The organism is Shewanella sp. (assembly GCF_047975355.1).
Classification (GTDB): Bacteria; Pseudomonadota; Gammaproteobacteria; order Enterobacterales; family Shewanellaceae; genus Shewanella.
In genome coordinates this window covers 47,789-71,525 of sequence record NZ_JBKEDJ010000010.1, presented here as the reverse complement: position 1 = coordinate 71,525, position 23,737 = coordinate 47,789, and the positions used below count along the sequence as shown (strand labels likewise).

General features: G+C 49.3%; 22 protein-coding genes. 15 read left to right on the top strand and 7 right to left on the bottom strand.

The features are described 5' to 3' along the window. Positions 1-52: 52 nt before the first annotated feature. The 3 genes from ilvM to ilvC all read right to left on the bottom strand — a co-directional run bounded on the left by ilvM (position 53) and on the right by ilvC (position 4,046). Positions 53-313, bottom strand: coding sequence for an acetolactate synthase 2 small subunit (ilvM, locus tag ACK5NH_RS04720; RefSeq protein ID WP_011621169.1), 261 nt, complete (start codon positions 311-313; stop codon positions 53-55). After that, positions 310-1,983: an acetolactate synthase 2 catalytic subunit gene (gene ilvG, locus ACK5NH_RS04715; RefSeq protein ID WP_416918017.1), complete on the bottom strand. Its 1,674-nt coding sequence runs from the start codon at positions 1,981-1,983 to the stop codon at positions 310-312. Before ilvG ends, ilvM begins: the two co-directional genes overlap by 4 nt. A 584-nt stretch (positions 1,984-2,567) precedes the next feature. Further along, positions 2,568-4,046, bottom strand: a complete 1,479-nt coding sequence (ilvC, locus tag ACK5NH_RS04710) for a ketol-acid reductoisomerase (protein ID WP_279774956.1) — start codon at positions 4,044-4,046, stop codon at positions 2,568-2,570. A 196-nt stretch (positions 4,047-4,242) separates the two neighbouring features. Here ilvC and ilvY point away from each other — a divergent pair, with 196 nt between their 5' ends. After that, positions 4,243-5,115 (top strand): HTH-type transcriptional activator IlvY, encoded by an 873-nt coding sequence (gene ilvY, locus ACK5NH_RS04705; RefSeq protein WP_416918016.1) that lies wholly within the window; start codon positions 4,243-4,245, stop codon positions 5,113-5,115. Positions 5,116-5,174: 59 nt separating this feature from the next. On the opposite strand, the gene ACK5NH_RS04700 is transcribed toward ilvY, so the two are convergent. Then, the gene (locus ACK5NH_RS04700; RefSeq protein ID WP_416918015.1) at positions 5,175-6,491 is read right to left on the bottom strand and encodes a hemolysin family protein; all 1,317 of its coding nucleotides are present in this window, start codon (positions 6,489-6,491) and stop codon (positions 5,175-5,177) included. 171 nt (positions 6,492-6,662) lie between these two features. Between ACK5NH_RS04700 and ACK5NH_RS04695 the strand changes: the two genes are divergently transcribed. Beyond that, complete coding sequence (locus tag ACK5NH_RS04695) at positions 6,663-7,253, top strand: substrate-binding periplasmic protein (protein WP_416918014.1); 591 nt, start codon at positions 6,663-6,665, stop codon at positions 7,251-7,253. A 209-nt stretch (positions 7,254-7,462) separates the two neighbouring features. On the opposite strand, the gene ACK5NH_RS04690 is transcribed toward ACK5NH_RS04695, so the two are convergent. The 3 genes from ACK5NH_RS04690 to ACK5NH_RS04680 form a co-directional block, all read right to left on the bottom strand. After that, positions 7,463-7,876, bottom strand: coding sequence for a YkgJ family cysteine cluster protein (locus ACK5NH_RS04690; protein WP_416918013.1), 414 nt, complete (start codon positions 7,874-7,876; stop codon positions 7,463-7,465). A gap of 115 nt (positions 7,877-7,991) precedes the next feature. After that, complete coding sequence (locus ACK5NH_RS04685; RefSeq protein ID WP_416918012.1) at positions 7,992-9,818, bottom strand: diguanylate cyclase domain-containing protein; 1,827 nt, start codon at positions 9,816-9,818, stop codon at positions 7,992-7,994. Positions 9,819-9,836: 18 nt separating this feature from the next. Continuing rightward, positions 9,837-10,862, bottom strand: coding sequence for an ABC transporter substrate-binding protein (locus ACK5NH_RS04680; protein WP_416918011.1), 1,026 nt, complete (start codon positions 10,860-10,862; stop codon positions 9,837-9,839). Positions 10,863-11,209: 347 nt separating this feature from the next. On the opposite strand from ACK5NH_RS04680, the gene recG reads away from it, so the two are divergent. From recG to ACK5NH_RS04615, 13 genes are all read left to right on the top strand, one after another. After that, positions 11,210-13,285, top strand: coding sequence for an ATP-dependent DNA helicase RecG (recG, locus tag ACK5NH_RS04675; RefSeq protein WP_416918010.1), 2,076 nt, complete (start codon positions 11,210-11,212; stop codon positions 13,283-13,285). 178 nt (positions 13,286-13,463) lie between these two features. After that, a complete protein-coding gene (locus ACK5NH_RS04670) occupies positions 13,464-14,360 on the top strand; it encodes a DUF3014 domain-containing protein (protein ID WP_416918009.1) in 897 nt (298 codons plus the stop codon). A 359-nt stretch (positions 14,361-14,719) separates the two neighbouring features. After that, on the top strand, positions 14,720-15,454 hold the full coding sequence (locus ACK5NH_RS04665) for a beta-ketoacyl synthase chain length factor (protein WP_416918008.1): 735 nt from the start codon (positions 14,720-14,722) through the stop codon (positions 15,452-15,454). Continuing rightward, positions 15,447-16,304, top strand: coding sequence for a lysophospholipid acyltransferase family protein (locus tag ACK5NH_RS04660; protein ID WP_416918007.1), 858 nt, complete (start codon positions 15,447-15,449; stop codon positions 16,302-16,304). Before ACK5NH_RS04665 ends, ACK5NH_RS04660 begins: the two co-directional genes overlap by 8 nt. Continuing rightward, positions 16,282-16,536: a phosphopantetheine-binding protein gene (locus ACK5NH_RS04655; protein WP_011621156.1), complete on the top strand. Its 255-nt coding sequence runs from the start codon at positions 16,282-16,284 to the stop codon at positions 16,534-16,536. The genes ACK5NH_RS04660 and ACK5NH_RS04655 overlap by 23 nt, the downstream gene beginning before the upstream one ends. A gap of 9 nt (positions 16,537-16,545) precedes the next feature. Further along, complete coding sequence (locus tag ACK5NH_RS04650; RefSeq protein ID WP_011621155.1) at positions 16,546-16,794, top strand: acyl carrier protein; 249 nt, start codon at positions 16,546-16,548, stop codon at positions 16,792-16,794. Continuing rightward, a complete protein-coding gene (locus ACK5NH_RS04645) occupies positions 16,794-17,342 on the top strand; it encodes a hypothetical protein (protein WP_416918006.1) in 549 nt (182 codons plus the stop codon). The genes ACK5NH_RS04650 and ACK5NH_RS04645 overlap by 1 nt, the downstream gene beginning before the upstream one ends. After that, the gene (locus tag ACK5NH_RS04640) at positions 17,339-18,703 is read left to right on the top strand and encodes an AMP-binding protein (RefSeq protein ID WP_416918005.1); all 1,365 of its coding nucleotides are present in this window, start codon (positions 17,339-17,341) and stop codon (positions 18,701-18,703) included. Before ACK5NH_RS04645 ends, ACK5NH_RS04640 begins: the two co-directional genes overlap by 4 nt. Beyond that, the gene (locus tag ACK5NH_RS04635) at positions 18,696-19,070 is read left to right on the top strand and encodes a thioester dehydrase (protein ID WP_416918004.1); all 375 of its coding nucleotides are present in this window, start codon (positions 18,696-18,698) and stop codon (positions 19,068-19,070) included. The genes ACK5NH_RS04640 and ACK5NH_RS04635 overlap by 8 nt, the downstream gene beginning before the upstream one ends. A 20-nt stretch (positions 19,071-19,090) precedes the next feature. Next, positions 19,091-20,899, top strand: a complete 1,809-nt coding sequence (locus tag ACK5NH_RS04630) for a glycosyltransferase family 2 protein (protein ID WP_416918025.1) — start codon at positions 19,091-19,093, stop codon at positions 20,897-20,899. Beyond that, on the top strand, positions 20,896-22,461 hold the full coding sequence (locus ACK5NH_RS04625) for an HAL/PAL/TAL family ammonia-lyase (RefSeq protein WP_416918003.1): 1,566 nt from the start codon (positions 20,896-20,898) through the stop codon (positions 22,459-22,461). Before ACK5NH_RS04630 ends, ACK5NH_RS04625 begins: the two co-directional genes overlap by 4 nt. Then, positions 22,458-22,892 carry an acyl-CoA thioesterase gene (locus ACK5NH_RS04620; RefSeq protein WP_416918002.1) on the top strand — a complete coding sequence of 145 codons (435 nt, stop codon included), beginning with the start codon at positions 22,458-22,460 and terminating at the stop codon, positions 22,890-22,892. Before ACK5NH_RS04625 ends, ACK5NH_RS04620 begins: the two co-directional genes overlap by 4 nt. Beyond that, positions 22,889-23,731: a LolA family protein gene (locus ACK5NH_RS04615; protein ID WP_416918001.1), complete on the top strand. Its 843-nt coding sequence runs from the start codon at positions 22,889-22,891 to the stop codon at positions 23,729-23,731. The genes ACK5NH_RS04620 and ACK5NH_RS04615 overlap by 4 nt, the downstream gene beginning before the upstream one ends. Positions 23,732-23,737 lie beyond the last annotated feature (6 nt).

Genomic DNA, 23,737 nt, shown 5'->3' with positions numbered 1-23,737 from the left:
ATCGTGCCCTTAGGGCCTTGCTGCAGAACTAATGCCCGCAGCCACTGGATGCTTATGCGTGTACTTTTTGTTGTTGCAAGTTTAGCGGTAACAAGACCTTGCATTGAGTGACATCAATCAATTTATTCAGTTGATTGCTGAGCAGCTCGATGGCACGCTCGCTGTCCACTTCCATATCCAGCGACAGACTCGCATCGTCGTTCATCCGCATTTGCATTTGGGTGACCGTAAAACCACGGTGACGAGTCACCCGTAGTACACGTTCTATCACTTCTGGGCGTTGTTGAACCGTTAATTCTAGGGAGTGGATCATGTTTGTTTCTCCATTTCGTCCATCATATCGCTGTTTGATGCGCCGGGGGGCACCAGTGGCCAAACGTTAAAAGCATCGTCGATTGCTACGTGTAACAAATAGGGTCCCTTAGCCGCTAACATTTCGGTTAAGGCCTCTTCCACTTCGTCGGAAGAGAAAATCGTGCGGCCGGGAATATCGAAGGCCGAGGCGAGTTGCACAAAATCAGGGTTGTCCGACAGATCGGTTTCGCTGTAGCGCTCTTCAAAGAATAGTTGCTGCCACTGCTTTACCATCCCCAGTTTTTGGTTGTCGATCAGCAGGATCTTCACCGGTAATTTGCGGCGCTTGATGGTGGTGAGCTCTTGCACGTTCATCATAAAAGAGCCATCGCCAGACACTGTGACCACAGTTGCATCGGGGCGAGCTACTTGGGCGCCGATAGCGGCAGGTAAACCAAAGCCCATAGTGCCTAACCCTGCGCTGGATAAATGATCTTCAGGGCGGCGGAACCACATATGCTGGGCAACCCACATTTGATGTTGGCCCACATCGCAGCACACTACGCTGTCTTCGGGCAGCTTATTGGCTAAACGGCGCAACATAGCGGGAGCGTAGATTAAACTGCCAGGATGTTGATAATCCCATTGATGTTTACGGGCAAGATGTTCAACCTCTGCTTGCCAAGGCGTGATGTTCAGTGCCATAGCTAAAGCAGGGAAAATCTGGCGTAAATCACCGGCGATGGCGACATCGGGTTGGCGTAATTTACCTAGCTCGGCGGCATCGATATCTAAATGGATGACTTTGGCCTTGTTGGCAAAGGTTGCTAAACGCCCTGTGACCCTGTCATCGAAGCGCGCACCGGCAACCACTAATAAATCACAATCCTGCACCGCGAGGTTGGCCGCCTTTCCGCCATGCATTCCTAACATGCCTAAATAACCTGGAGTGCCATGGGCAATACTGCCTAAGCCCTTTAACGTGGCGACCGATGGCATACCCGTGGCTTTGATAAACTCCCGCAGTTGGTCGACGGCGCCCGCCATACCCACGCCGCCACCTACGTACAACATAGGCTGCTTCGCCTCTGCTAACAGGGCGCGGGCCGCTTCTATCTCACTGGTGCTCGCCTGTGGCTCATTGGTTACCGCCAGCAAAGGGGTGCGATATTCCAATTGCGCGATTTGGATATCTTTTGGGATATCCACCAGCACTGGGCCGGGTCGACCCGATGCGGCGATTTCGAAGGCTTGATACAGGGTTGGGATAAGATCGTTTACATCCGTCACCATAAAGCTGTGCTTAGTGCAGCTTAAGGACATCCCCAATACATCGATTTCTTGAAACGCATCTGTACCGATAACGGCAGTAGAAACCTGACCGGTTATAGCGACAACGGGTACAGAATCTAAAAGCGCATCGGCAAGTGAAGTGATTAAGTTAGTCGCACCTGGGCCTGAGGTCGCGAAGCACACACCAGTTTTACCACTGGCTCTGGCGTAACCTACAGCGGCAAAGGCTGCGCCTTGTTCGTGGCGGCTTAAGAGATGTTCGACAGGGCTTCCATAGAGGGCATCGTAGATTGGCATAATGGCACCGCCTGGGTAACCAAATACTGTGGTAACACCATGTGCTGCCAACACTTTTATGACTGCGTCTGCGCCTCTAATCATCTGCCCTGGTTCCATATTTCTCTCGCTACCTTGATCCTGAAATGCCGAAAATCGACTCGTAATTTGTGCTATTTCGAAACCTCATTTCCAAAACCTCGGGCCTGAAAACGAAGAACCCCCCGGTCCTTTCGGAGCGGGGGGTTCTTTCGAAACTTTTAACCTTTTAGGTCTACCAGTTTGCCATGCGCCGCCCCCGCTGTGATTTAATAATCACTACGGTAATAATCACGAGAATGAGCTTGGCAGCTTGGTTAAACATCAATATGGGTTCCTAATCGGTGTTCTGTATGTGTATCGCTGAAATTCGTATCGCCAGTATCTTAGCCTCAGCGATGCTTGCCTTGGGACCTTGTCCCGCCGCGAGTTATTAGCTTTACCATAAAGCGACAGCCAAACACAATAAAAAATTATCTAATGTCAAAAAAATTCAGCTTCCCTGCCGAGACAATGCAAAACAACAAAGTGAAACGTTAACAAACGCGCGTTAGTGAAACTGATCGCTTACTAACCCATGTCGGTTTTGCCCGCTCGACAACCTACGAAGCAGGAATAAATTTGCGCCGCCGAGCCCCACATCCTTAGGGCGCGGCCTTTATCAATTAAGCTCCAACAATACTTTTCATATCAGTCATATAACCACGAAGTTCCGCACCGATATACTCAACTGAGGTGTGGCGAATCGCATCATTGATGGCGATTAACTGTAGGTTATCGACGTTGTTAGAACTGTCCTTCAGACCCGCACCTAAATACTCTGGCGACATGGCATTCACATAGTCACGCAGCATAGGCACGGCAGCATGGTTGAACAGATAACAACCGTATTCTGCGGTATCCGAGATCACCACGTTCATCTCGTAAAGACGTTTACGGGCGATGGTGTTAGCGATCAACGGCGTTTCGTGCAATGATTCGTAATAGGCCGACTCTTCAACAATTCCCGCAGACACCATAGTATCGAAGGCTAATTCGACACCGGCTTTGATCATCGCGACTAGGAAAATCCCTTTGTCGAAATAGGTTTGCTCGTCGATATGCTCGCTCGACACTGGCGCATTTTCGAAGCCCGTTTCGGCGGTTTCGGCGCGCCAACGCAGCAGGTTCGCGTCGTCATTGGCCCAGTCTTGCATCATAGTGCGAGAGAACTCGCCGCTGATGATGTCATCCATATGCTTTTCGAATAAGGGTTGCAGAATTTCTTTTAAATCTTCTGCAATTTCAAACGCTTTAATCTTGGCTGGATTAGACAGTCTGTCCATCATATTGGTGATACCGCCGTGCTTAAGCGCCTCGGTGACGGTTTCCCAACCTTGTTGGATTAACTTAGCGGCATAGCCAGGTTCAACACCATCGGCCACCATCTTGTCGTAACCTAAGATGGCGCCCGTCTGCAACATACCGCACAGAATGGTTTGTTCACCCATCAGATCCGATTTCACCTCGGCGATAAAGGAGGATTGCAACACGCCAGCGCGGTCGCCACCTGTTGCGCTCGCATAGGCTTTCGCAATCTCTAAACCATCGCCATTAGGGTCGTTTTCTGGGTGCACTGCAATCAGTGTTGGTACACCAAAACCACGCTTGTATTCCTCACGCACTTCGGTGCCTGGGCACTTAGGCGCCACCATCACAACTGTTATATCGGGGCGGATCTGCATGCCTTCTTCAACGATGTTAAAACCGTGGGAATAAGACAGAGTCGCGCCTTGTTTCATCAGTGGCATCACGGCACTAACCACATTGGAGTGCTGCTTATCGGGCGTTAAGTTCAGCACCAAATCCGCCGTTGGGATCAGCTCTTCAAAAGTTCCAACTCGGAAGCCGTTATCCGTGGCTTTTTGCCATGAGGCACGCTTTTGGGCAATGGCTTCTGGTCGCAGGGCGTAGGCTATATTCAGCCCAGAGTCACGCATGTTCAGACCTTGGTTAAGACCCTGAGCACCACAACCTAAAATAACAATATTCCAATCTTTGATGTAATTGCAGCCGTCGCTGAATTCAGAACGGTCCATGAAACGACATTGGCCAAGCTGTGCTAATTGTTGACGTAAATTCAGAGAGTTAAAATAGTTAGCCATCTGAGATACCACCTTTCAGTCGGGAATTGGGGACTCAACCAATATCAACCTATTGTTAATGATTGGTTGTGATTGAAATCACTATAACCTATGGCTATCGTTGCTTAAAATGATATATTCGAAACCTCATATTGCGTTTTATGCAATATCATTTTCGGTTTCAACCCCCTTGATAAGCGGCCAATAGGACGAGGTTATGGACATACGCACCCTCAAATTGTACCTGCACTTATGTGACAGTTTGCACTTTGCCAAGACGGCGGAACAGATGCATGTCAGTCCCTCGACCTTAAGTCGTGCATTACAGCGGCTCGAAGAGGAAGTGAACGCCAAATTATTCGAACGGGATAACCGCAGCGTGACCTTAACCCATGCGGGACGCGAGTTTAAATTGTTCGCCGAGCAGACGCTGCACCATTGGCGCAACTTGCGGCACAGTATCGATCTCAAGCAGGATGTACTTCGCGGCACCTTAAATCTCTATTGCTCGGTGACCGCCGCCTACAGCCATTTACCGCAATTGCTGGAACGTTTTCGTCAGGACCATCCCTTTGTTGAGATTGCCTTGACCACTGGTGATGCCGCCAATGCGCTGGCCGAAGTGCAACAAAATCGCGCCGACATTGCCATTGCCGCACTGCCGGATCCCTTTCCTGCCACTTTGCATTTCGCCAAGATTGACGATGTGCCTTTGTCCTTAATCGCGCCAACCATGCGCTGCGCGGTGCAGCAACAGATAAGCCAAGTCCCCATCGACTGGTCGCGGGTGCCCTTTATCATTCCCGACCATGGCCCAGGGCGGCGCCGCGCCGATAATTGGTTCAAACAGATGGGAATAAGCCCGAATATTTATGCGCAGGTGTCGGGGCAAGAAGCGATTGCGTCCATGGTGGCGCTCGGATGTGGCGTGAGTATCACCCCTGAGGTGGTGATCAATAACAGCCCGGTACGGGATAGGATCCAGCTATTAGCCTCCCCCGTGGGCATTGCGCCCTTTGAGCTGGGTTGTTGCTGCAAGGTCAAACGCTTGGACGATCCGATAGTGAATGCGTTTTTAGAAGCGATCTAAATTTTAGTCGTGATATAAAAAAACGGGACTGAGTCCCGTTTTTTATGATGTTGATAAGATTAGGTATCTGGTGACATCAACTTATCGTTGCCATCGATGCGGGTCACCAGCAGTTGGTCGACCTTGTAGGCGTCGATATCCACCACTTCAAACTTGTAACCTGCATAGTTAACAAAGTCGGTGCGCTTGGGGATCTTACGCAGCATATACATCATAAAACCGGCGATGGTTTCGTAATTTTGACTGTGGGGGAACTCTTCAATATCGAAAGCGCGCATCACATCGGTAATGGGTGTGACCCCATCCACTAACCAAGAATTGCCATCACGGGCAATAATCTGCTCTTCGCTCTCATGTAGCGACCAAGCCCCCATCACTGCCCGTTGCAGATCGTTGGTGGTGACAATACCGACAACCAGGGCATATTCATTCATCACCACGGCGAAATCGGCACGGCTGTTTTTGAAGTATTCCATCGCCTCAGAAAGGCTTAAGGTATCGGGAATAATCAAAGAAGTATGCACGAGACTATTGTCTTTTAAGGTAATTTTCTCACCGTTAATGACACGGATCAGCAGTTCCTTCGCATCCACAAAACCTTTGACCATATCCAATTGGCCGTCACAGACTAAAAACTTGGTGTGGGGATCTTCGGCAATCTTACGTTTGATATCCTCTTCACTGTCCTGCAGTAAGAAATACACTAAGCTCTCACGGGCCGTCATGGCGGAAGTGACTGAAACGGTTTGCATTTCAAACACGTTCTCCATCATCTGTTGTTCTCCCTTGTCGAGCACACCAGCTTCCGCACCCGCGTTCATTACCGCGTAAATATCATCGGAAGTAATTTCATCATTTCGAGCCGTGGGGATTTGCAGTAACTTAAAAATTGCGCTGGCCAAGCCATTGAACAACCAGACTAAGGGTCTTAACAAGGCAATACAAAAACTCATAGGGCCAACCACAGCCAAGGCAACCTGCTCTGGCATCGCCATCGCAATACGCTTAGGCATGAGATCGGCCACTAAAATAAAGGCACTGGTAACGAGTAAAAATGACATCAAAAAGCTCACCTGACCCAACCAAGGATCGGCTAACCAAGGTGAAAGGAATTGATAAAAATACGGACGAAATGCAGATTCACCCACAATACCGCCCATGATGGCCACAGCATTCAGACCAATTTGCACCACAGTAAAAAAGCTGCCGGGATACGACTGTAAATGCAGCACCTTTTCAGCTCTGGCATCGCCTTCATCGGCTAACTGACGTAAACGGATTTTCCGTGATGCGGCCAAAGCAATTTCTGACATGGAAAAGAAACAACTTGCGGCAATCAAGCCCAATATTATCATCACGTTATCTAAGAGACTCATGTAACACCTTTTGTTTCACACTAGACTTACTTGCACAGACCCACGCAGTGATTTTCGCGGATCAGTTGAATTTTGCCCAATAAAGCGGCTCACGCCTGTGGCAATAAAAGAACCCAGCGGTCGCTAAGCCCTTTACTACATTTTTAAAAATCGCCACAGCGCTCAAAAAGTATGATGCGTTTATTATATCCGCTAATCGCCATATCATGCGTGATACTGCTCTCGCCTGCCGCCCATGGCACCGATGAGCTTTCCCCATTTAGGTTACGCTTTTGTGTCGAAGATACTGAATATCCATCATTTAATTATTATATTCGGCAAGATGGCATTAAGACTTCCACGCTTAGCGGCTACGATATCGACCTGCTAAAACGCACCTTTAACCCCGTTGGAATTGATTATGAAATACTGACTTTGCCTTGGTTACGCTGTTTAAAAGACGTCAAAAATAGCTGCATAGATGCCGCAATGAGCGCATCGCTCAACCGACAAAGGGCTACTGATTATATCCCATCTATTGCTTATTATTACCTCACACCCAGTTATTTTTATTTGAAAGCAGAACTAGACACGCAATTTCATATAAATGATATCAATCAGTTGGCTAATTTTGGCACGGTTTGCGGCAGCAAAGGCTTCAATTACGCTCACTTTGGCTGGCGTAAAGACATTCCCATCGACGAAATAAATTCCCTGCAACATATCCACAAATGCGACTCAAACACAGATGCAAATTCTTTATCGCCCGTAAGGAGATTTTAGCGGGCTCCTAGCCTTAACTCAGGCAGGTGAACTGCCTAAGACGCTGACCTCTAAGGTGTCACCCAATACCCTGCGGGAACCTCTTTAGATGCTGATATCTAAACGCTCAGATCATAAAGAATTGATTACTATTTAGTTTTATCGGCAGTTTAAAGCAATGCTGGACGGCTATCACCTCGAACCCCTCTACCAATTCCATATTCAAAAGCTTACTCACGGGGGCGATAAGGGCAGTGATTCGCTTTAGGGCCGATTTGCGGATGGTTACGGCAAGTCTCGGGACGTTGATGATAAATGGTGCAGCGGCGGGTTTTGCTATCTAGATACAAGCAATCATCGTTCGCCATACGGGCAAGGGTAAAAATCGCCGTTTTATGGTTGAAGTTGTCGATTATGCGCGCTTTTTGCAGACGTTTAGCGATGGCTTTGAGATCACCCTCTGCTTCAAACTCATCCACTAAGGTCATGCGCACTAAGTCACTCACAGTAACCTCAACGGGTAAAGTGCAGCAGGTAGCATAACAGGTATCACATAAGCCTTTGCGATATTTTTGCCAAGTCGACAAATCATCGATATTGAAAATCGACACCGCACTTGCCGTATTTTTGCCCCGTTTTGACACGCCAGAACCTACAGATGAAAAATAAAGGGCGGCAATTATAGCAGGCCAAAAGCAGAAATAAATCCGCCGATCGCGAGGTTCAAAGCTGGAGGAGATAAGGCTTACGCAAGCAAATTCAATTACGGTTTGAATCAATTACTACGGTATTACGCCCCTGATCTTTGGCACGATACAGGCAAATATCGGCACGGCGTAGCACCTCGGACAACGTAAGCTTTTTGGCCGTATCAAGGGGCAAAAACACGCCACCAATACTGAGGGTAATCTTACCCTTTGGAGAACTACGATGGGGAATATCCAACGCGGCAACTTGGTAACAGAGCTGGTTTGCTATCGCCTCCAATTGGATAGGGGTAATGTGCTCAAGGATAATCGCAAATTCCTCTCCACCAATACGGGCAAGCAAACTGTCCTGCGGCAAGATACCAGATTGCATTAACGCCTGCGCTACGTGTCTGAGCGCCTCATCCCCCTCCAGGTGCCCGTAGGTATCGTTGTAACTCTTAAAATAATCGATATCTAACATCAGCAAGCCTATGGGTGCCCGCTGCTGCAATAAGACTTCTAAGGTTTGGGTGAAGGGGCGGCGGTTACTTAATCCTGTTAACTCATCAGTCTCGGCCATGACTCGCAACTGGGTATTCACCGACACTAAGGCTTGTTGCAGGCTGAGCATCTGTCGCTCTTTTTCCTCCCGCAGTAATAATTCGTTCAGTGCCGCCGCAAATTGCGTCAGCATTACCTTCTTTTGCACACTCCAGTTTAATGGACGGCTGACCATAGACAGCGAGAGTAACCCCAAGAGTTGATTGTTGTTTTTAATCGCATAGGCAGCAATAGAGCAAATACCGACCGAGCATAAGGCCCGATATTCCTCGGGGGAGTCATTCGCAAGTTCATCAACCGACTCAATGACTAAGGTCGATTCTGAGGTAAATTTTTGTGCCAGCACTGCCGCAATATCAACAGGAATGTCTTGGACCAGATCCGCCTGCGGCTCACAGCTCCAAAAACTCCGATACCGGGCTTGCTGCTGAGTAAACTCAATAATGCTCACCCGTTCAACATCAAACAAGTTACCAATACGACGGCACACCTCGACTAAGGATTCATCCAATTTAGAAGTGTCTGTGGTTAAAAATTGCAACGAGATTTCGGCTAATAATTGGTTCGCCTTGGATTGCCAATTGAGCTCTTGAGTCCGCTCATCGACTAATCTCGCCAATTGGTTCTGCTGCTGTTGCAATGCCCGTTGTTGACGCTTATTGATCGCTAAATCATTACGGATGCGTTGATACATAGCCTGTAGCGACTGGGCGACATAACCAATCTCATCGGGGCGTTGCATCACACTCATAGGAACATTGAGCTTAGGTAAGGAATTTAAATTAATTTGATTGGCAAACCGCTCCAGCGCCGATAAGCGGTTGGTGACCAATAAACGTACCAGTGTGAGGATAAGGTAAATCATTATCAGGGTTTTAAATCCGTTGCCTAACACAATAAAAATCAGCTGCTGCCACAATTCGTAGTACAACTTATTAGTATCTAAGCCAACGATCAGCATACCTATCTGCTGATCTTGATATTTGACCGGATAATAGAACAGGGTTTGGTTTGCATCATGATGGGCTTCTATGGATTTTCCCATTTGTATCGTCACACCATCCACACTTTCTAGGTTGACACTCGCCACCATAGGCATCATCCCTAGGCCGGAAAGCAAATCCGATAACAAACCATGGTCAACATCCCAAAGTGATTTAGCCACAGTAGGTAAGATAGATTCAGAATATTCACGAATATCCGCAGTGGTTTTATCTATACTCTCCTGATAGTTCCATATCAACTGTATCAACATAGTCAGGACAGCAAAAAACGAACTCACTCCAATAATAGTGAGCGTCATTCTATGACTGATGGAATGATTACGAAACTTCATGGATACCTAATTATTGTTTTATTGTTGTGGCAACTTATCCAAAATCTGTGTTTGAAAAATCCCCACCCAATCCCGATTCACTAACATCCGATAAAAATCAGAATTCGGATTTAGTACACTAAAAAGTTGTATATCAGTATAGGGGTAGTAGTCATGAGTCGCTTGATAATGTTTTAGCTGCACTAACCCTAAGGCCCCCGCTAAAAAGTGCCCGCCACCCAATGTAGTGATCTGCTGCGATTGGCGAAGCTGTAAAATCTCTGCGGAGGTATTCACTGAACTCACCAGCACATCACGCCCAGGCCTAAGTCCTTTTTCGTTCAAAGCTTTTACCACCCCCATAGCCATATTATCGCTTGCAGTCCAAATCAGATTTAAATCAGGGTAACGTGAAAGTAGTGTTAGAACCTGCCCATAAGCTATGTCTTCACGCCACTGGCCATACACGGTTTGGGTAACAGTGACATTCGGTTGCATAAAAAAGTGATCGTTCGCACCTTGGGTACGTAGCACAGATGCGGGCGTAGACTTATCGCCCGAAATTAATAAAACCTTAGCCTTTTTATCCTGTAAACCACTTAATAGGGTCTTAGCCGTCTCTGCACCAATCGCATAGTTATCGGGAATAATGGCGGGTAATAAATAGGTTCGCCAATGCGGATCTGCTAATAAGGTTTCCCGCTCAGCCACAGAAATATCATTCAATATCAGCTGTACATATATGGGATAGCGATAAAGCATCTGCAACATTTTTATTGCTGACTGCTTCTCATTCACTAAAATAATATGAGTAGGTACGGGTGAGGAAGAGTTTAATAATACCTCTAACTGGGTAATCATTTTAAAATGATTACGGTCTGAATGGATAATTTTTAAATTAATATCGAGCTGAGTTGCAGCTACCTCCATTAATTTATCAACATCGCCCCAAAAGCTATCCGTTGCAGCGCCTGGGTTAAAAAAGGCCACCTCTAATTTGGCCCATGCAGGCAATGTGGAACACAGCAGGCCTATAAATAAACAACTCAAATACCATAGACGCAAAGGCGAGTTCTCCTCGACGGTGTTTCCCCAAATGTGTTCCGTCACTAGAGGTCACTTTATTATTTTCGATTCACAACCTTGCTACCGAATCATTACTAAAAATGTCCAATGACAACCAATTATTTGATTAAACCACAAAATAATAAAAAGTGAACTTAATAACATAGAATATTCATTTTAATAATGATAATTGAATCTCATTAGATAAAATTCATCCTTTGGTGTGAATGTTAAATATCCTCGCCATCTTCTCCACTCAACCTCTAACCACGGTCAAGCCCAAGATTGCCTTACGCTTATTCTCTGTTAGTATATGTATAAATTCACAGTGATTGAGCGCTAACGACTTGCAGCAATTGGATCTTGTTCCGATCACCGACCTCAAAGGTGTCGCCAAAAGGGTCGCGGAAAAACTCGCCAAGCTCGGCATCACAACAGTACAAGATCTGCTGTTTCACTTACCCCTGCGCTACGAAGACCGCACCCAAATTTATCCTATTGCCGCCTTAATGCCGGGTAATTACGGCACCATTGAAGCCGAAATCCAGTCGACGCAAATCATTCAAGGCCGCAAACGCATGCTGGTGTGCAATGTGCGGGATAATACCGGCAGCATGAGCCTGCGCTTTTTTAACTTTTCGATGGCGCAACGCAATGCGATGCAAAATGGTTTAATGATCCGCGCCTACGGTGAAATTCGCCGTGGCAATCATCAGGCAGAAATCGTCCATCCCGAGTACAAAATTGTGTATCCCGGTGAAGATATTCATTTAAGCGATACCCTCACGCCTATTTATCCAACGACAGAAGGACTCAAACAGGCGAGCTGGATTAAGCTTACCGAGCAAGCCCTCGAATTATTAGAAGACGGCGGTTTGACCGAGTTATTACCCGCCAATTTGCAGCCCAACAGCATGAGCCTGAAACAGGCGCTGCAAACCCTGCACCGCCCCCACGCAGGGATATCGCAATTTGACTTGGAGCTCGGCCAACACCCGGCGCAGCAACGCCTAGTGCAAGAAGAACTGCTCGCCCATAACCTCAGCATGCTGCGACTCAGGCAGCGCAGCAATCTCGACGCCGCCGTGGCCATGCACGCCAGCGGCCAGCTATTGAATCCCTTTCTCGCCTCATTGCCCTTTAAACCCACGGGCGCACAACAAAGAGTCGTCGCCGAGATTGGCAAAGATTTAGGACAACCACACCCCATGATGCGTTTAGTCCAAGGGGATGTTGGCTCGGGTAAAACCTTAGTCGCCGCCCTCGCCGCATTGCAAGCCATCGAAAATGGCTATCAAGTGGCCATGATGGCACCCACCGAATTGCTCGCCGAGCAGCATGCGGCAAACTTTGCCGCCTGGTTTGAGCCTCTGGGATTAAAAGTGGGTTGGCTAGCGGGCAAGCTCAAAGGCAAAGCTCGGGCGCAATCTTTAGAAGATATTGAATCGGGCGCCGCGCAAATGGTGATAGGCACCCACGCCATCTTCCAGCAACAGGTCACCTTCAACAAGTTGGCTTTAATCATTATCGATGAACAGCACAGGTTTGGGGTTCACCAACGGATGGGACTCAGGGAAAAAGGCATTAACCAAGGTTTTCATCCACATCAGTTGATTATGACGGCAACCCCCATTCCGCGTACCTTGGCCATGACGGTCTACGCCGATTTGGATACCTCGATTATCGATGAATTGCCACCGGGACGTACACCCGTGACGACTGTCGCCATTCCCGATTCGCGTCGCAATGAGGTGCTAGAGCGAGTTCGCAACAGTGTCGTCACGGATGAACGCCAAGCCTATTGGGTTTGCACCCTGATTGAAGAATCCGAAGTTCTCGAGTGCCAAGCGGCGGAAGATACCGCCGAAGAATTACGCCAAGCGCTGCCAGAACTGAGCATAGGATTAGTCCATGGCCGGATGAAAAGCGCCGAAAAACAAAAAATTATGGCCGACTTCAAGGCGGGAACTATCCATTTATTGGTGGCAACCACAGTGATTGAAGTCGGCGTCGACGTCCCCAACTCCAGCTTGATGATTATCGAAAACCCCGAGCGGCTGGGTCTTGCTCAGTTGCACCAGCTGCGTGGCCGCGTAGGTCGCGGTGCCGTGGCGAGCCATTGTGTGTTACTCTACAAGGCGCCATTGAGCCAAACTGCAAGCCAGCGGTTAAATGTACTCAGGCAAAGTAATGATGGTTTTGTTATTGCGCAAAAAGACTTAGAGATCCGTGGGCCAGGCGAAGTACTGGGCACTAAGCAAACAGGACTGGCTGAGCTGAAAATTGCCGACCTCGTCCGCGATCAGGCGCTTATCCCACATATCCAAAAACTGGCAAGCCATGTGATGTCGCAAGCGCCAGAGTCGGTCGATGCCATTATTCATCGTTGGCTTGGACACAGGCAACAATATGTTCAGGCCTAAACCTTAAGCTAACCCCTTCAAGGTAAAATAAATTCAGCCTGTTCAGCTAACCGCTATGGACAAGCGCGTGGAAACTTGCACAATGAACCTGCTGCCAACAACTCGGCGGCACTTGCACTTTAAATGTTAGCTGCATGTATTCACCCCGTTACCTTGACACTTAAGCGAAGGATGTAAAATGCAAGTTAATCAAGATGATAGAATTACACCTCAAGAAACCTCCTCTAGCAGTAATCGCTTTGCCTTGATTGCGATTGTGCTCGTCGTCCTGCTATCTACGGGAGGTTATTATTACTACACCAAAGATGACTCACCTAAGCTCATCCCCAATGCGCCCATAGTGCTGCCCGAGCCGCCTTCATCTGAACCTATGACTCTCGAGACAGGCACAGAGCCTGAAGCCACGCCGGTGGAAAACGAAACACCAACGGCGACTACGACGGAAACCGAAACCGCCGTCACACCAACAGAGCCTACAGAACCTGAAGAAGTCGTCCCCAGCCTGCCTGAAAGCGATGCCTTTGTGCATCAAAAAGCGCTGGCGATCATCAATAACAACGTGGTCGGTTCATCCTTAGTGAACCAGGATTTAGCCCGTCAGTTTGTGGTGTTTGTGGATAACTTAGCGCAGGGCGATCTCGCCCGCAAAGTCAGCCCAATCAAAGGCCCAGAAAAACTGTTCACTGTGTCTGAAATCACTGACAAAGTGTATTTAAATCCAGAGAGTTACCACAGATACGATGCCTACGCGACTGTGATTGCTAACATGGATGAAGCCAGCTTAATGCACACCTACAAACAGCTTACGCCACTATTTAATGAAGCCTTTGCTGAACTGGGTTATAGCAACGCGAAATTCGATGACAGAATGCTGCAAGCCATTAAAATCATGCTCGCCGCTCCTATCATCGAGGAGCCTATTGAGCTGAGTTCAATTAGCGTGAACTATCGCTTCGTGGATCCCAACTTAGAAGCGTTACCGAGCGCGCAAAAACTGATGATCCGCATGGGGCCAGAAAACACCCGCAAAGTGAAAGCGGCCCTGCGTAAACTGGAAAATCAACTCGCGCAGTAATGCCATAATCCCATCTAAAAAGGCGCCTCGTGCGCCTTTTTTACATTCAAAATAGGATCTGAAGGTCTGTTCAACTCAGGTTCAGTCACACGCTTTATCCTCAGCCTTCCAAAACGCCACCATTGAAACGAATGTTACTTTGGCGTGATAAATAGGAGCTTGATTGCATTTTATTAACCATCACAATGCAAATGGCTTCATTAAAACTAAGGACTTAGTGTAGAATAAGCCGCACATTCATCGGGGAATTGGCGCGATTTATCCAACGCGTAGACAAGCTATAGGCCTATCAATTCATTAATATTTTTCGCTTAGTTAGGGATAACTAAGACAGCTTTAAATAGTGTCGAGGCAAAGTAGTGCAACTCAGATTCAGCATCCTATCTTGGGGCGCATGGGCGCCAAAGTATCCACATCATGATGACTGGCAAACTTGGTGCAAGCACTCGGCTGACACGAGCAAAGATGACCTCGAGGGTATTTCCCCTGTACTTCCCCAAGTCCCCGCCATGCAGCGTAGGCGCTTTAGTCGCTTAACCAAAATGATGCTGGATGTCTGTTTTCAATGTGAGGCGGCCTCTAATTGTCGCTCGATATTTGCTTCTCGCCACGGCGAACTGCATCGTACCATTGGTTTACTCGAAGATATTATTGAAAAACAACCACTTTCTCCCTTAGGTTTTAGTCAGTCAGTGCACAACACTAGCAGCGGTATTTTTGGCATTTTGACCAATAACACTGCCCCTTCGACCTCAATTGCCGCGGGCACAGAAACCCTCTCCCAGGCCATGGTGGAAGCCTACGCCCAGTTGCACCAATCGGCAGAGCCACTGCTATTGGTGTTTGGCGATGATCCCGTCCCGCCAGTCTACGATGAATATACCCAAGAATTTGAGTTGCCCTTAGCCCTAGGATTTACCCTAGCACCTGCCGATCAAAATGCGACCGTAACCCTCACCCTAAGCCAACTGACAGCCGATCAGCAACAAAACGCCACACCGCTATCCTATGGCATGTTGATCCACGCGCTGGCAACCTCACAGGATATTGCCGGCTGCTTGTCGCACTGGCACTGGAGCCTAGCGCATGCCTAATCCCGTGCCACACAATGCTGAATTTAATGTCGCTTATACGCTGCCTGAAAAACGCCGCGCGGGAATCAACTATATCCCCCGTTGGCTCGGCGGCGTCAGTTGCTACATCGCCTTTGGCCTAGGTGGACTGTTAAGCTCGTTAACCATCTTGCCTCTGCTGCGTTTTTGGCCAGGCACACCCGAGGAACGGATAATCCGGGTACAAAAGGCCGTGCACACTATGTTTAAAGGCTTTGTAGCCATGCTGACTTGGGCAGGGGTGATCAGAGTCAGCACTCATAATGCTGAGCTTTTACGCAATGCCAAGGGCATGATAGTGATCGCCAATCACCCAAGCCTAGTCGATGTGGTAGTGCTGATAAGCTTGATGCCCAATGCGGGCTGTATCGTCAAACAGGGTCTGTGGCGCAATCCCTTCTTACGCGGAGTCGTATCCTGCGCAGGATATATTCCCAATCGCGGCGCCGAACTGATGCTCGAAGATTGCCGCGAAGTGCTCTCCCGTGGCACCAATTTAATTATCTTCCCCGAAGGCACACGCACAGTATTTGGTGCCAGCATTAACGAATTCGCCCGCGGTGCTGCCAATATCGCCATTCGCACCCAAGCCGATATTTTACCTGTGGTTTTGCGCACTAATGTGCGAGGTTTGACAAAGGAACAACCTTGGTATGAGATCCCAAGGCAAACCATGGGAATGGCTGTCGAAATCGGTAACACAATTTCTCACCAAAACTATCAAGCACCTTTGGGTGAGCATGCAAAAATGGCTCGGCAATTAACCCGGGATCTTGAACAATACTATCAACAACAACTCGAAAATAATTATGACTTTACACAACGAAATTAAACAGCTAATCATCGACTGCCTCGACTTAGAAGACGTCAGTATTGATGATATCGACACAGATGCACCGCTCTTTGGTGAGGGACTTGGACTCGACTCGATCGACGCGCTCGAGCTGGGTTTAGCCATCAAGAAAAAATTTGATGTGAAAATCGAAGCCAACTCGGATAGCACTAAGGCGCATTTTTACAGCGTCGCCAGCCTAGCTAACTTCATCGAATCACAACGTCCGTAGGAGAGGAAGATGCAAAACCGCGAACAAATCCTCGCTATGTTGACCACGATTTTGGTGGATGAGTTTGAAATCGATGCCGATGCTATTACGCCAGAGGCGAATCTCTATCAAGAGTTAGATCTAGACAGCATAGATGCAGTCGACTTAGTGATTAAGCTGCAGCAGCTCACAGGCAAGAAAATTCAGCCCGACGAGTTTAAATCTGTACGCACAGTCAACGATGTGGTTAACGCCATTGAAGGCCTAGTTAAAGACTAATGCGTGTCCTGCTACAAGTACTAACCGCACTCGCGCTGATTGCTTATCCAGTCGCCGTGTATTTAGGACTGAATTATCTGCCAGCAGGCACCATAGCCTTAGTGCTATGCCTCTTGTTGGTTGTGCGTTTAATGCTGCAAAAGCAAAAGGTTAAAACCTTAGTTTTGCCTTTGCTTGTGGGGATTGGGCTCACAGCGGGCAGTTTTGTCGCCAAACGCAGCGACTGGCTCTTGTATTACCCAGTGGTGATAAACCTCACCATGTTAGCCCTATTTAGCTACTCGCTATACCAAGGTCCTAGCATGATAGAGCGGCTCGCACGGCTCAAAGAGCCCGATTTGCCGGATGAAGCCATAGGTTATCTTAAAAAAGTCACCCTGCTTTGGTGTGGCCTATTTATCCTAAACGGCACTGTGGCGGCCTATACCGCCGCGTTTACCAGCCTAGCAACTTGGACCTTGTATAACGGTTTGATTGCATACGTACTCATGGGACTGCTCCTCGGTGGGGAATGGTTATATCGCAGCTTTTGGTTGAAGAAAACATGACACAACTACTCAAAAACTGGTTAACCCAAGGGCCATTCGCCCAACAACTGATCAGCTTTAATCACCATGACATAGTCACAGGTGCCCTGTTTACCAATCAGGTTGCGCATTTTTACGAACAGCTGCGCCAAGCGCCTGAACAAAAATGGTTACTGGCGAGTGATACCAGCGATCTGTTTGCTGTGGGTTTATGTGCCGCACTGTTGGCGGGCAAGGAAATTATTCTGCCACCCAACACCCAAACGGGTACCCTGAGTGAGCTGACCCATCAGTTTGAAGGCATATTGTCAGACAAACCGCTGTGCGAGAGCCACGCCTTTATCCTATTGAATAAAGAGCTGAGTCTGCCCACAAAATCTTGGCCCGAGAGCGACACCTTTGGTGAACTGGTGCTCTTTACCTCGGGCAGCAGCGGCGAGCCAAAGGCGATTCGCAAGAGCTTAAGGCAGCTCGATGCCGAAGTGACAGTGCTCGAGCACACCTTCGCCGAACATTTGCCCCATTGCAGTGTGGTCTCGACCGTTTCCCATCAGCATATCTACGGCTTGTTGTTTAAAATCCTCTGGCCATTAGCCGCCAGTCGCCCTTTTTTAAGCGAGCAGATCGAATATCCTGAGACCTTAAGCTACTACACCGCCTTGTTACCAAACCTGTGCCTGATCAGTAGCCCTGCGCAATTATCCCGTTTGCCTAAGGCGCTAGAACACGAACGCCAACTGCGCTCACCCAGCTTAGTCTTCAGCTCCGGCGGGCCGTTAAGTTTCACCGCCGCCCAAGGGGTTGCCCAGTGCTATGGCCATTTACCCATAGAGATATTCGGCAGCACCGAAACCGGCGGTATCGCCTATCGTCGTCAACACGAGGCCGACGAACCATGGCAAGTGTTTGAACAAATTACCATAGACCAAGACGCTGACGATGGTGCCCTGCTGCTGAAGTCACCCTATTTGGCCGACGATCAATGGTTACGTTGCGAAGATAAAATCGAGCCGACGGCCAATGGCCAATTCAGGCTCAAGGGAAGACTCGACCGCATCGTTAAGATTGAAGAAAAACGTCTTTCTTTGGCGCAAATGGAGACCTTGCTCTGTAGCCACGCCTATGTCGAGCAGGCCGCCTTGGTCGTATTGCCCCAGTTTAAATCCCAGTTAGGGGCGGTGATTACCCTATCGCCATTGGGCCGAAGCGTGCACCAAGAGCAGGGAAAACTCAGTATCAACAACGCGTTAAAAGCGCATCTACTGACACAGTTCGAGCGCGTGACCTTGCCGCGCCGCTGGCGTTACCCCGAAACCTTACCGTTAAACACTCAGGGTAAGCGTGTCACCGCCCAGTTAGTTGAGTTATTTGACCATGATTAAGTCGAGTTTACCGCCGATCCTCGCATCACAGGTAGGCACTGATAGTATTGAATTACGCCTACTCGTGGCCGCCGATCTCGAGTATTTTAACGGCCATTTTCCCGAGCAAGCCGTACTCCCCGGCGTGACCCAACTCGATTGGGCCGTGCGCTTAGGTTGCGAGCATTTTGGTTACAACACTGCGGTCGCTAATTTAGAAGTGCTAAAGTTTCAACAGCTTATTCTGCCAGGGCAGGAAGTGACCTTAGCCATTAGCCATAATGCCGCCAAAGAGAAGTTAACCTTTGCCTACAGCGATGGCGACCACCGCTATGCCTCCGGGCGTATCAGCTTTGCGAGTCAGCAAGATGATGGAGCGTCCCTGTGAGCGACGGTATGAGCGACACCATGCTAGTCCCGCCGAGTGATTTAATGGGCGTTACGCCAATCAAGTTAGCACTGGTGATCCCCAATTATAATCATAGCGCCGCGATCGCCCAGACCTTGGCCGAGCTCGCCGCCCTCAATCTGCCCTGCTATTTAATTGACGATGGCAGCAACGATGAGACCCGCTATCTGCTGCAATCCTTGGCGGAGCAACACGACTGGGTGACGCTACTGCAACACCCCTACAACCGTGGTAAGGGGGCGGCTGTGATGACGGGGCTTCGCCGTGCCTATCGCGATGGCTTTACCCATGCGCTGCAGGTCGATGCCGATGGCCAGCATAATTTAAGTGATATCCCCGCCATGCTCGCCAAGGCACAGGCCAAGCCGGATGCGCTGATCTCGGGCAAGCCAGAGTACGATGAGTCCGTCCCCAAGGGGCGACTCTACGGCCGTTACCTCACCCACTTTTGGGTATGGGTCGAAACCTTAAGCTTTGATATTCAAGATTCTATGTGCGGATTTAGGGTGTATCCCTTAGCCGCCACCGAGCGTCTATTAAGCCAGCACGCCCTCACGGAGCGGATGGATTTTGATATCGAAATCCTAGTCAAACTCTACTGGCAAGGGGTGGAAATTCTGTTTCACCCCACTAAGGTCATTTATCCCGAAAACGGCGTCAGCCACTTTCAAGGTGTGGCCGACAATGTGCGCATCACTAAGCTGCACACCCGATTATTTTTCGGCATGTTAAAGCGCCTGCCACAACTGCTGCGCCGTAAACAGAAGGCTCAATCGCCCCAGAAGGATAAAACCTCAACCCATTGGTCGGGGATGAAGGAGCGCGGCAGTTATTGGGGCATAAAACTGTTGGTCGAAAGCTACCGTTTCGGCGGCCATTGGTTGTGCCGCGCCATTATGTATCCGGTGATTTGCTATTTCTTCCTGACGGGCAAAGTCAGCCGTGAAGCCTCTTTGGATTTTCTGCGCCGCGTGCAACGTCTCGAACCGCAACATCCCCAATTGAATCAGCCCGTTGGCTGGCGCGACAGCCTGAATCACTTTCTCGCCTTTGGTAATGCGGCGCTAGATAGAATCGATGCCTGGTGCGACCGCATTCAATTAAGCCAAGTGGATTTTCCCGACCGCCAAGTGCTGGCCGATCAGCTAGAAAGCGGCAAAGGTGCGGTGTTATTGGTTTCCCACTTAGGCAACCTCGAGCTGTGCCGCGCGATTTCAATCCACCAGCGCAAGATCAAAGTGAATGTCATGGTGTTAACTAGCCATGCAGAAAACTTTAATAATGTGCTCAAGCAATTAAACCCAGATAGCACGCTGAATTTGATCCAAGTGACCGAGCTTAATCCCGCCACCTCTATGCTGCTACAGCAAAAGATTGAAGACGGTGAGCTAGTGGTGATTGCTGGCGATAGAACCTCATCCCACTCCCAAGGACGCGTGGTATATGCGCCATTTATGGGTGAAGAGGCAGCCTTCCCGCAGGGGCCATTTATTCTAGCCGGCCTGTTGGATTGCCCAGTGTACTTGATGTTTTGCCTGCGCGAACAAGGGCGATATCGCGTGCATTTAGAGCACTTTAGCAACAGCCTCAAAGGGCCACGTGCAGGGCGAATGGAACGACTACAACAGGCAGTGCATAACTACAGCTCACGCCTCGAACACTACGCAAGACGTGAGCCCTTGCAGTGGTTTAACTTTTTTGATTTTTGGCGGGACGATAGCAAGGTCAACCGCGCGACACCCGCCCCACAAACGACAGCAGCACTCCCGGAGCAGGAGCGCACTACAGACAGGACAGAGCATTTATGAGCCACGCAGTTACTCACACGACAACCGCTGAGTCGCCAATCGAATTTGGCCGTCAGTTACTCACATTAGAGCAAGTCGTCGCCGTTGCTAAGGGTGCTAAAGTCAAACTCTGTGATGATGCCGATTACCAAGCGTATATCCAAAAGGGCGCCCGCTTTATCGACAGCCTGCTACACGAAGAAGGTGTGGTCTACGGAGTCACCACTGGCTATGGCGACTCTTGCACTGTCAACGTGAGTCTCGACTTAGTCCATGAGTTGCCACTGCACTTATCCCGCTTCCATGGCTGTGGCCTAGGTGAAGTATTAAGTGTCATGCAGGCGCGCGCCGTAATGGCTTGCCGTTTAAACTCCCTCGCCATTGGCAAATCCGGCGTGACCTATGAACTGTTAAAACGCATCGAAAACTTGCTCAATCTCAACATTGTGCCGGTGATCCCAGAGGAAGGCTCGGTCGGCGCCAGCGGTGACTTAACGCCATTGTCTTACTTGGCCGCCGTGCTAGTCGGCGAGCGCGAAGTGATTTATAAGGGCGAGCGCAGAGCCACCCAAGAGGTTTACCGCGAGCTGAACATCACGCCCCATGTGCTGCGCCCCAAGGAAGGCTTAGCCCTGATGAATGGCACGGCGGTGATGACGGCATTAGCCTGTTTAGCCTTTGATCGCGCACAATATTTAGCGCGTTTAGCCAGCCGCATTACCGCCATGGCGTCGTTAACCCTCAAAGGTAACTCGAACCATTTCGACGATATTCTGTCTGCCGCCAAACCCCATCCGGGACAAAACCAAATCGCCACTTGGATACGGGAAGATTTGAACCACCATGTTCACCCCCGCAATTCAGATCGTCTGCAGGACAGATATTCCATCCGCTGCGCGCCGCACATCATTGGCGTATTGCAGGATGCGCTGCCCTTTATGCGCCAATTTATCGAAACCGAAGTTAACAGCGCCAACGATAATCCCATAGTCGATGGTGAAGGCGAGCATATTCTCCATGGCGGCCATTTCTACGGTGGACACATTGCCTTTGCGATGGACTCCTTAAAAAACACTGTAGCCAACATCGCCGATCTCATCGACCGCCAAATGGCATTAGTGATGGACCCTAAGTTTAACAACGGTTTACCCGCTAATCTCTCGGGTTCAACAGGGCCACGCCGCGCCATCAACCATGGCTTTAAGGCGGTACAAATCGGCGTTTCGGCCTGGACGGCAGAGGCGCTCAAGCACACTATGCCTGCGAGCGTGTTCTCTCGCTCAACCGAATGCCATAACCAAGATAAAGTCAGCATGGGCACTATCGCCGCCCGTGACTGTATGCGCGTATTACAGCTGACAGAACAAGTCGCCGCCGCGGCCTTGCTCACTATGACTCAAGGCATTGGTCTGCGTATCACACAAAACGAGTTAGACGAAGCTTCGCTGACTCCATCGCTAGCGACCACACTCGCCCAAGTGCGCGCCGATTTTGAGCCATTAGTCGAAGACAGACCGCTCGAAGCCGTGCTGCGCCAAACCGTTGCGAAAATCCAAGCGGGCGAATGGGAAGTGTGCCGATGAAATCCTTGCTCAGCATAGAAATGGACATGCAGATCCCTTTCCACGATGTGGATTCGATGGGGATCACTTGGCATGGTAATTACCTGCGTTATTTCGAGATTGCCCGCTGCAAATTGCTCGACGAGTTAGGCTACAACTATCGCCAAATGCAGGCCTCGAACTACGCTTGGCCAATTATTGATTTGCAGATCAAATACGTTAAAGCCAGCACCTTCGAGCAAAACATTACCGTGCGCGCCGAGTTAGTCGAGTGGGAAAATCGTTTAAAAATCAATTATCAAATCCGTGATACCGCAACGGGTGAGCGCATTACTAAGGGCTATACCATTCAGGCGGCAGTGGATATGACGAGCCAAGAAATGTGCTTTGTGACGCCAGAGATATTCCGCAGCAAAATCGCCCCGCTGCTTGTAAAGGCGGATAGCGAATGATTGCCCTCTTTACAAATCGGCCACGAGCTAAGTGGGCGCAATGGTTCTGCCAAAGCCTACTATTAAGCTGCACACTGCTGCTTGGATCGGTACAGGCGCAGAGCCTCACCGATACCAACCTAGCTGGTTCAAACCTCACAGGGGCAAGCCAGTACCAAACGCTATTCGCTCAAGGCGCAGATAACGCTGCATTACTCGCCCTCAGCCAAAAGCTCAATCTTGGCGAGACGGTTCGCGGCCACTTTGTGCAATCGCGTCAGCTTAAAGTACTGAAAAAGCCCCTAATGAGCCAAGGCCAGTTTGTGTTCGACAAGGCACAAGGGCTTATCTGGCAACAACTTAGCCCCTTCGAATCCCTGCTGATTTTAAAAGATAAGCAACTGATCCAAAAAGATAGCCAAGGGCGAGTGCAAATCAGCCAAGCCGATGCTTCCGCAAGCGCAGCGGCCATGGGGGATTTATTACCGAGTCTAGTAAATGCCATGCTGGGCGGCGATATTTCGGGTTTAAGTGCAAACTTCGAACTGCACTTTTTCGCCCAAGAGCCCTTAGCGCAAGGCAAGTCGCCACAAGAAAACTCAAGTTCAGGCAGCGCAAACTGGCAGTTGGGATTAACCCCAAAAGATCCGCTGATGAAGAAGGCTATCGCCCACATGGTGCTCGAAGGCAGCGATACTCTACACGCCTTAGTGCTGCTCAGCGCCAATCCGAGTGTGAGTCCGCAGGATATCACCCGTATCGATTTTAGCGAGCTGCGCCAAGGTCCACTGAGTGAGGCTGAGTTAGCCCAATATGCCATCAGCCAGACAACGCCTAAAGACGCGGGTTCAAGGGAGTAAGGCAAA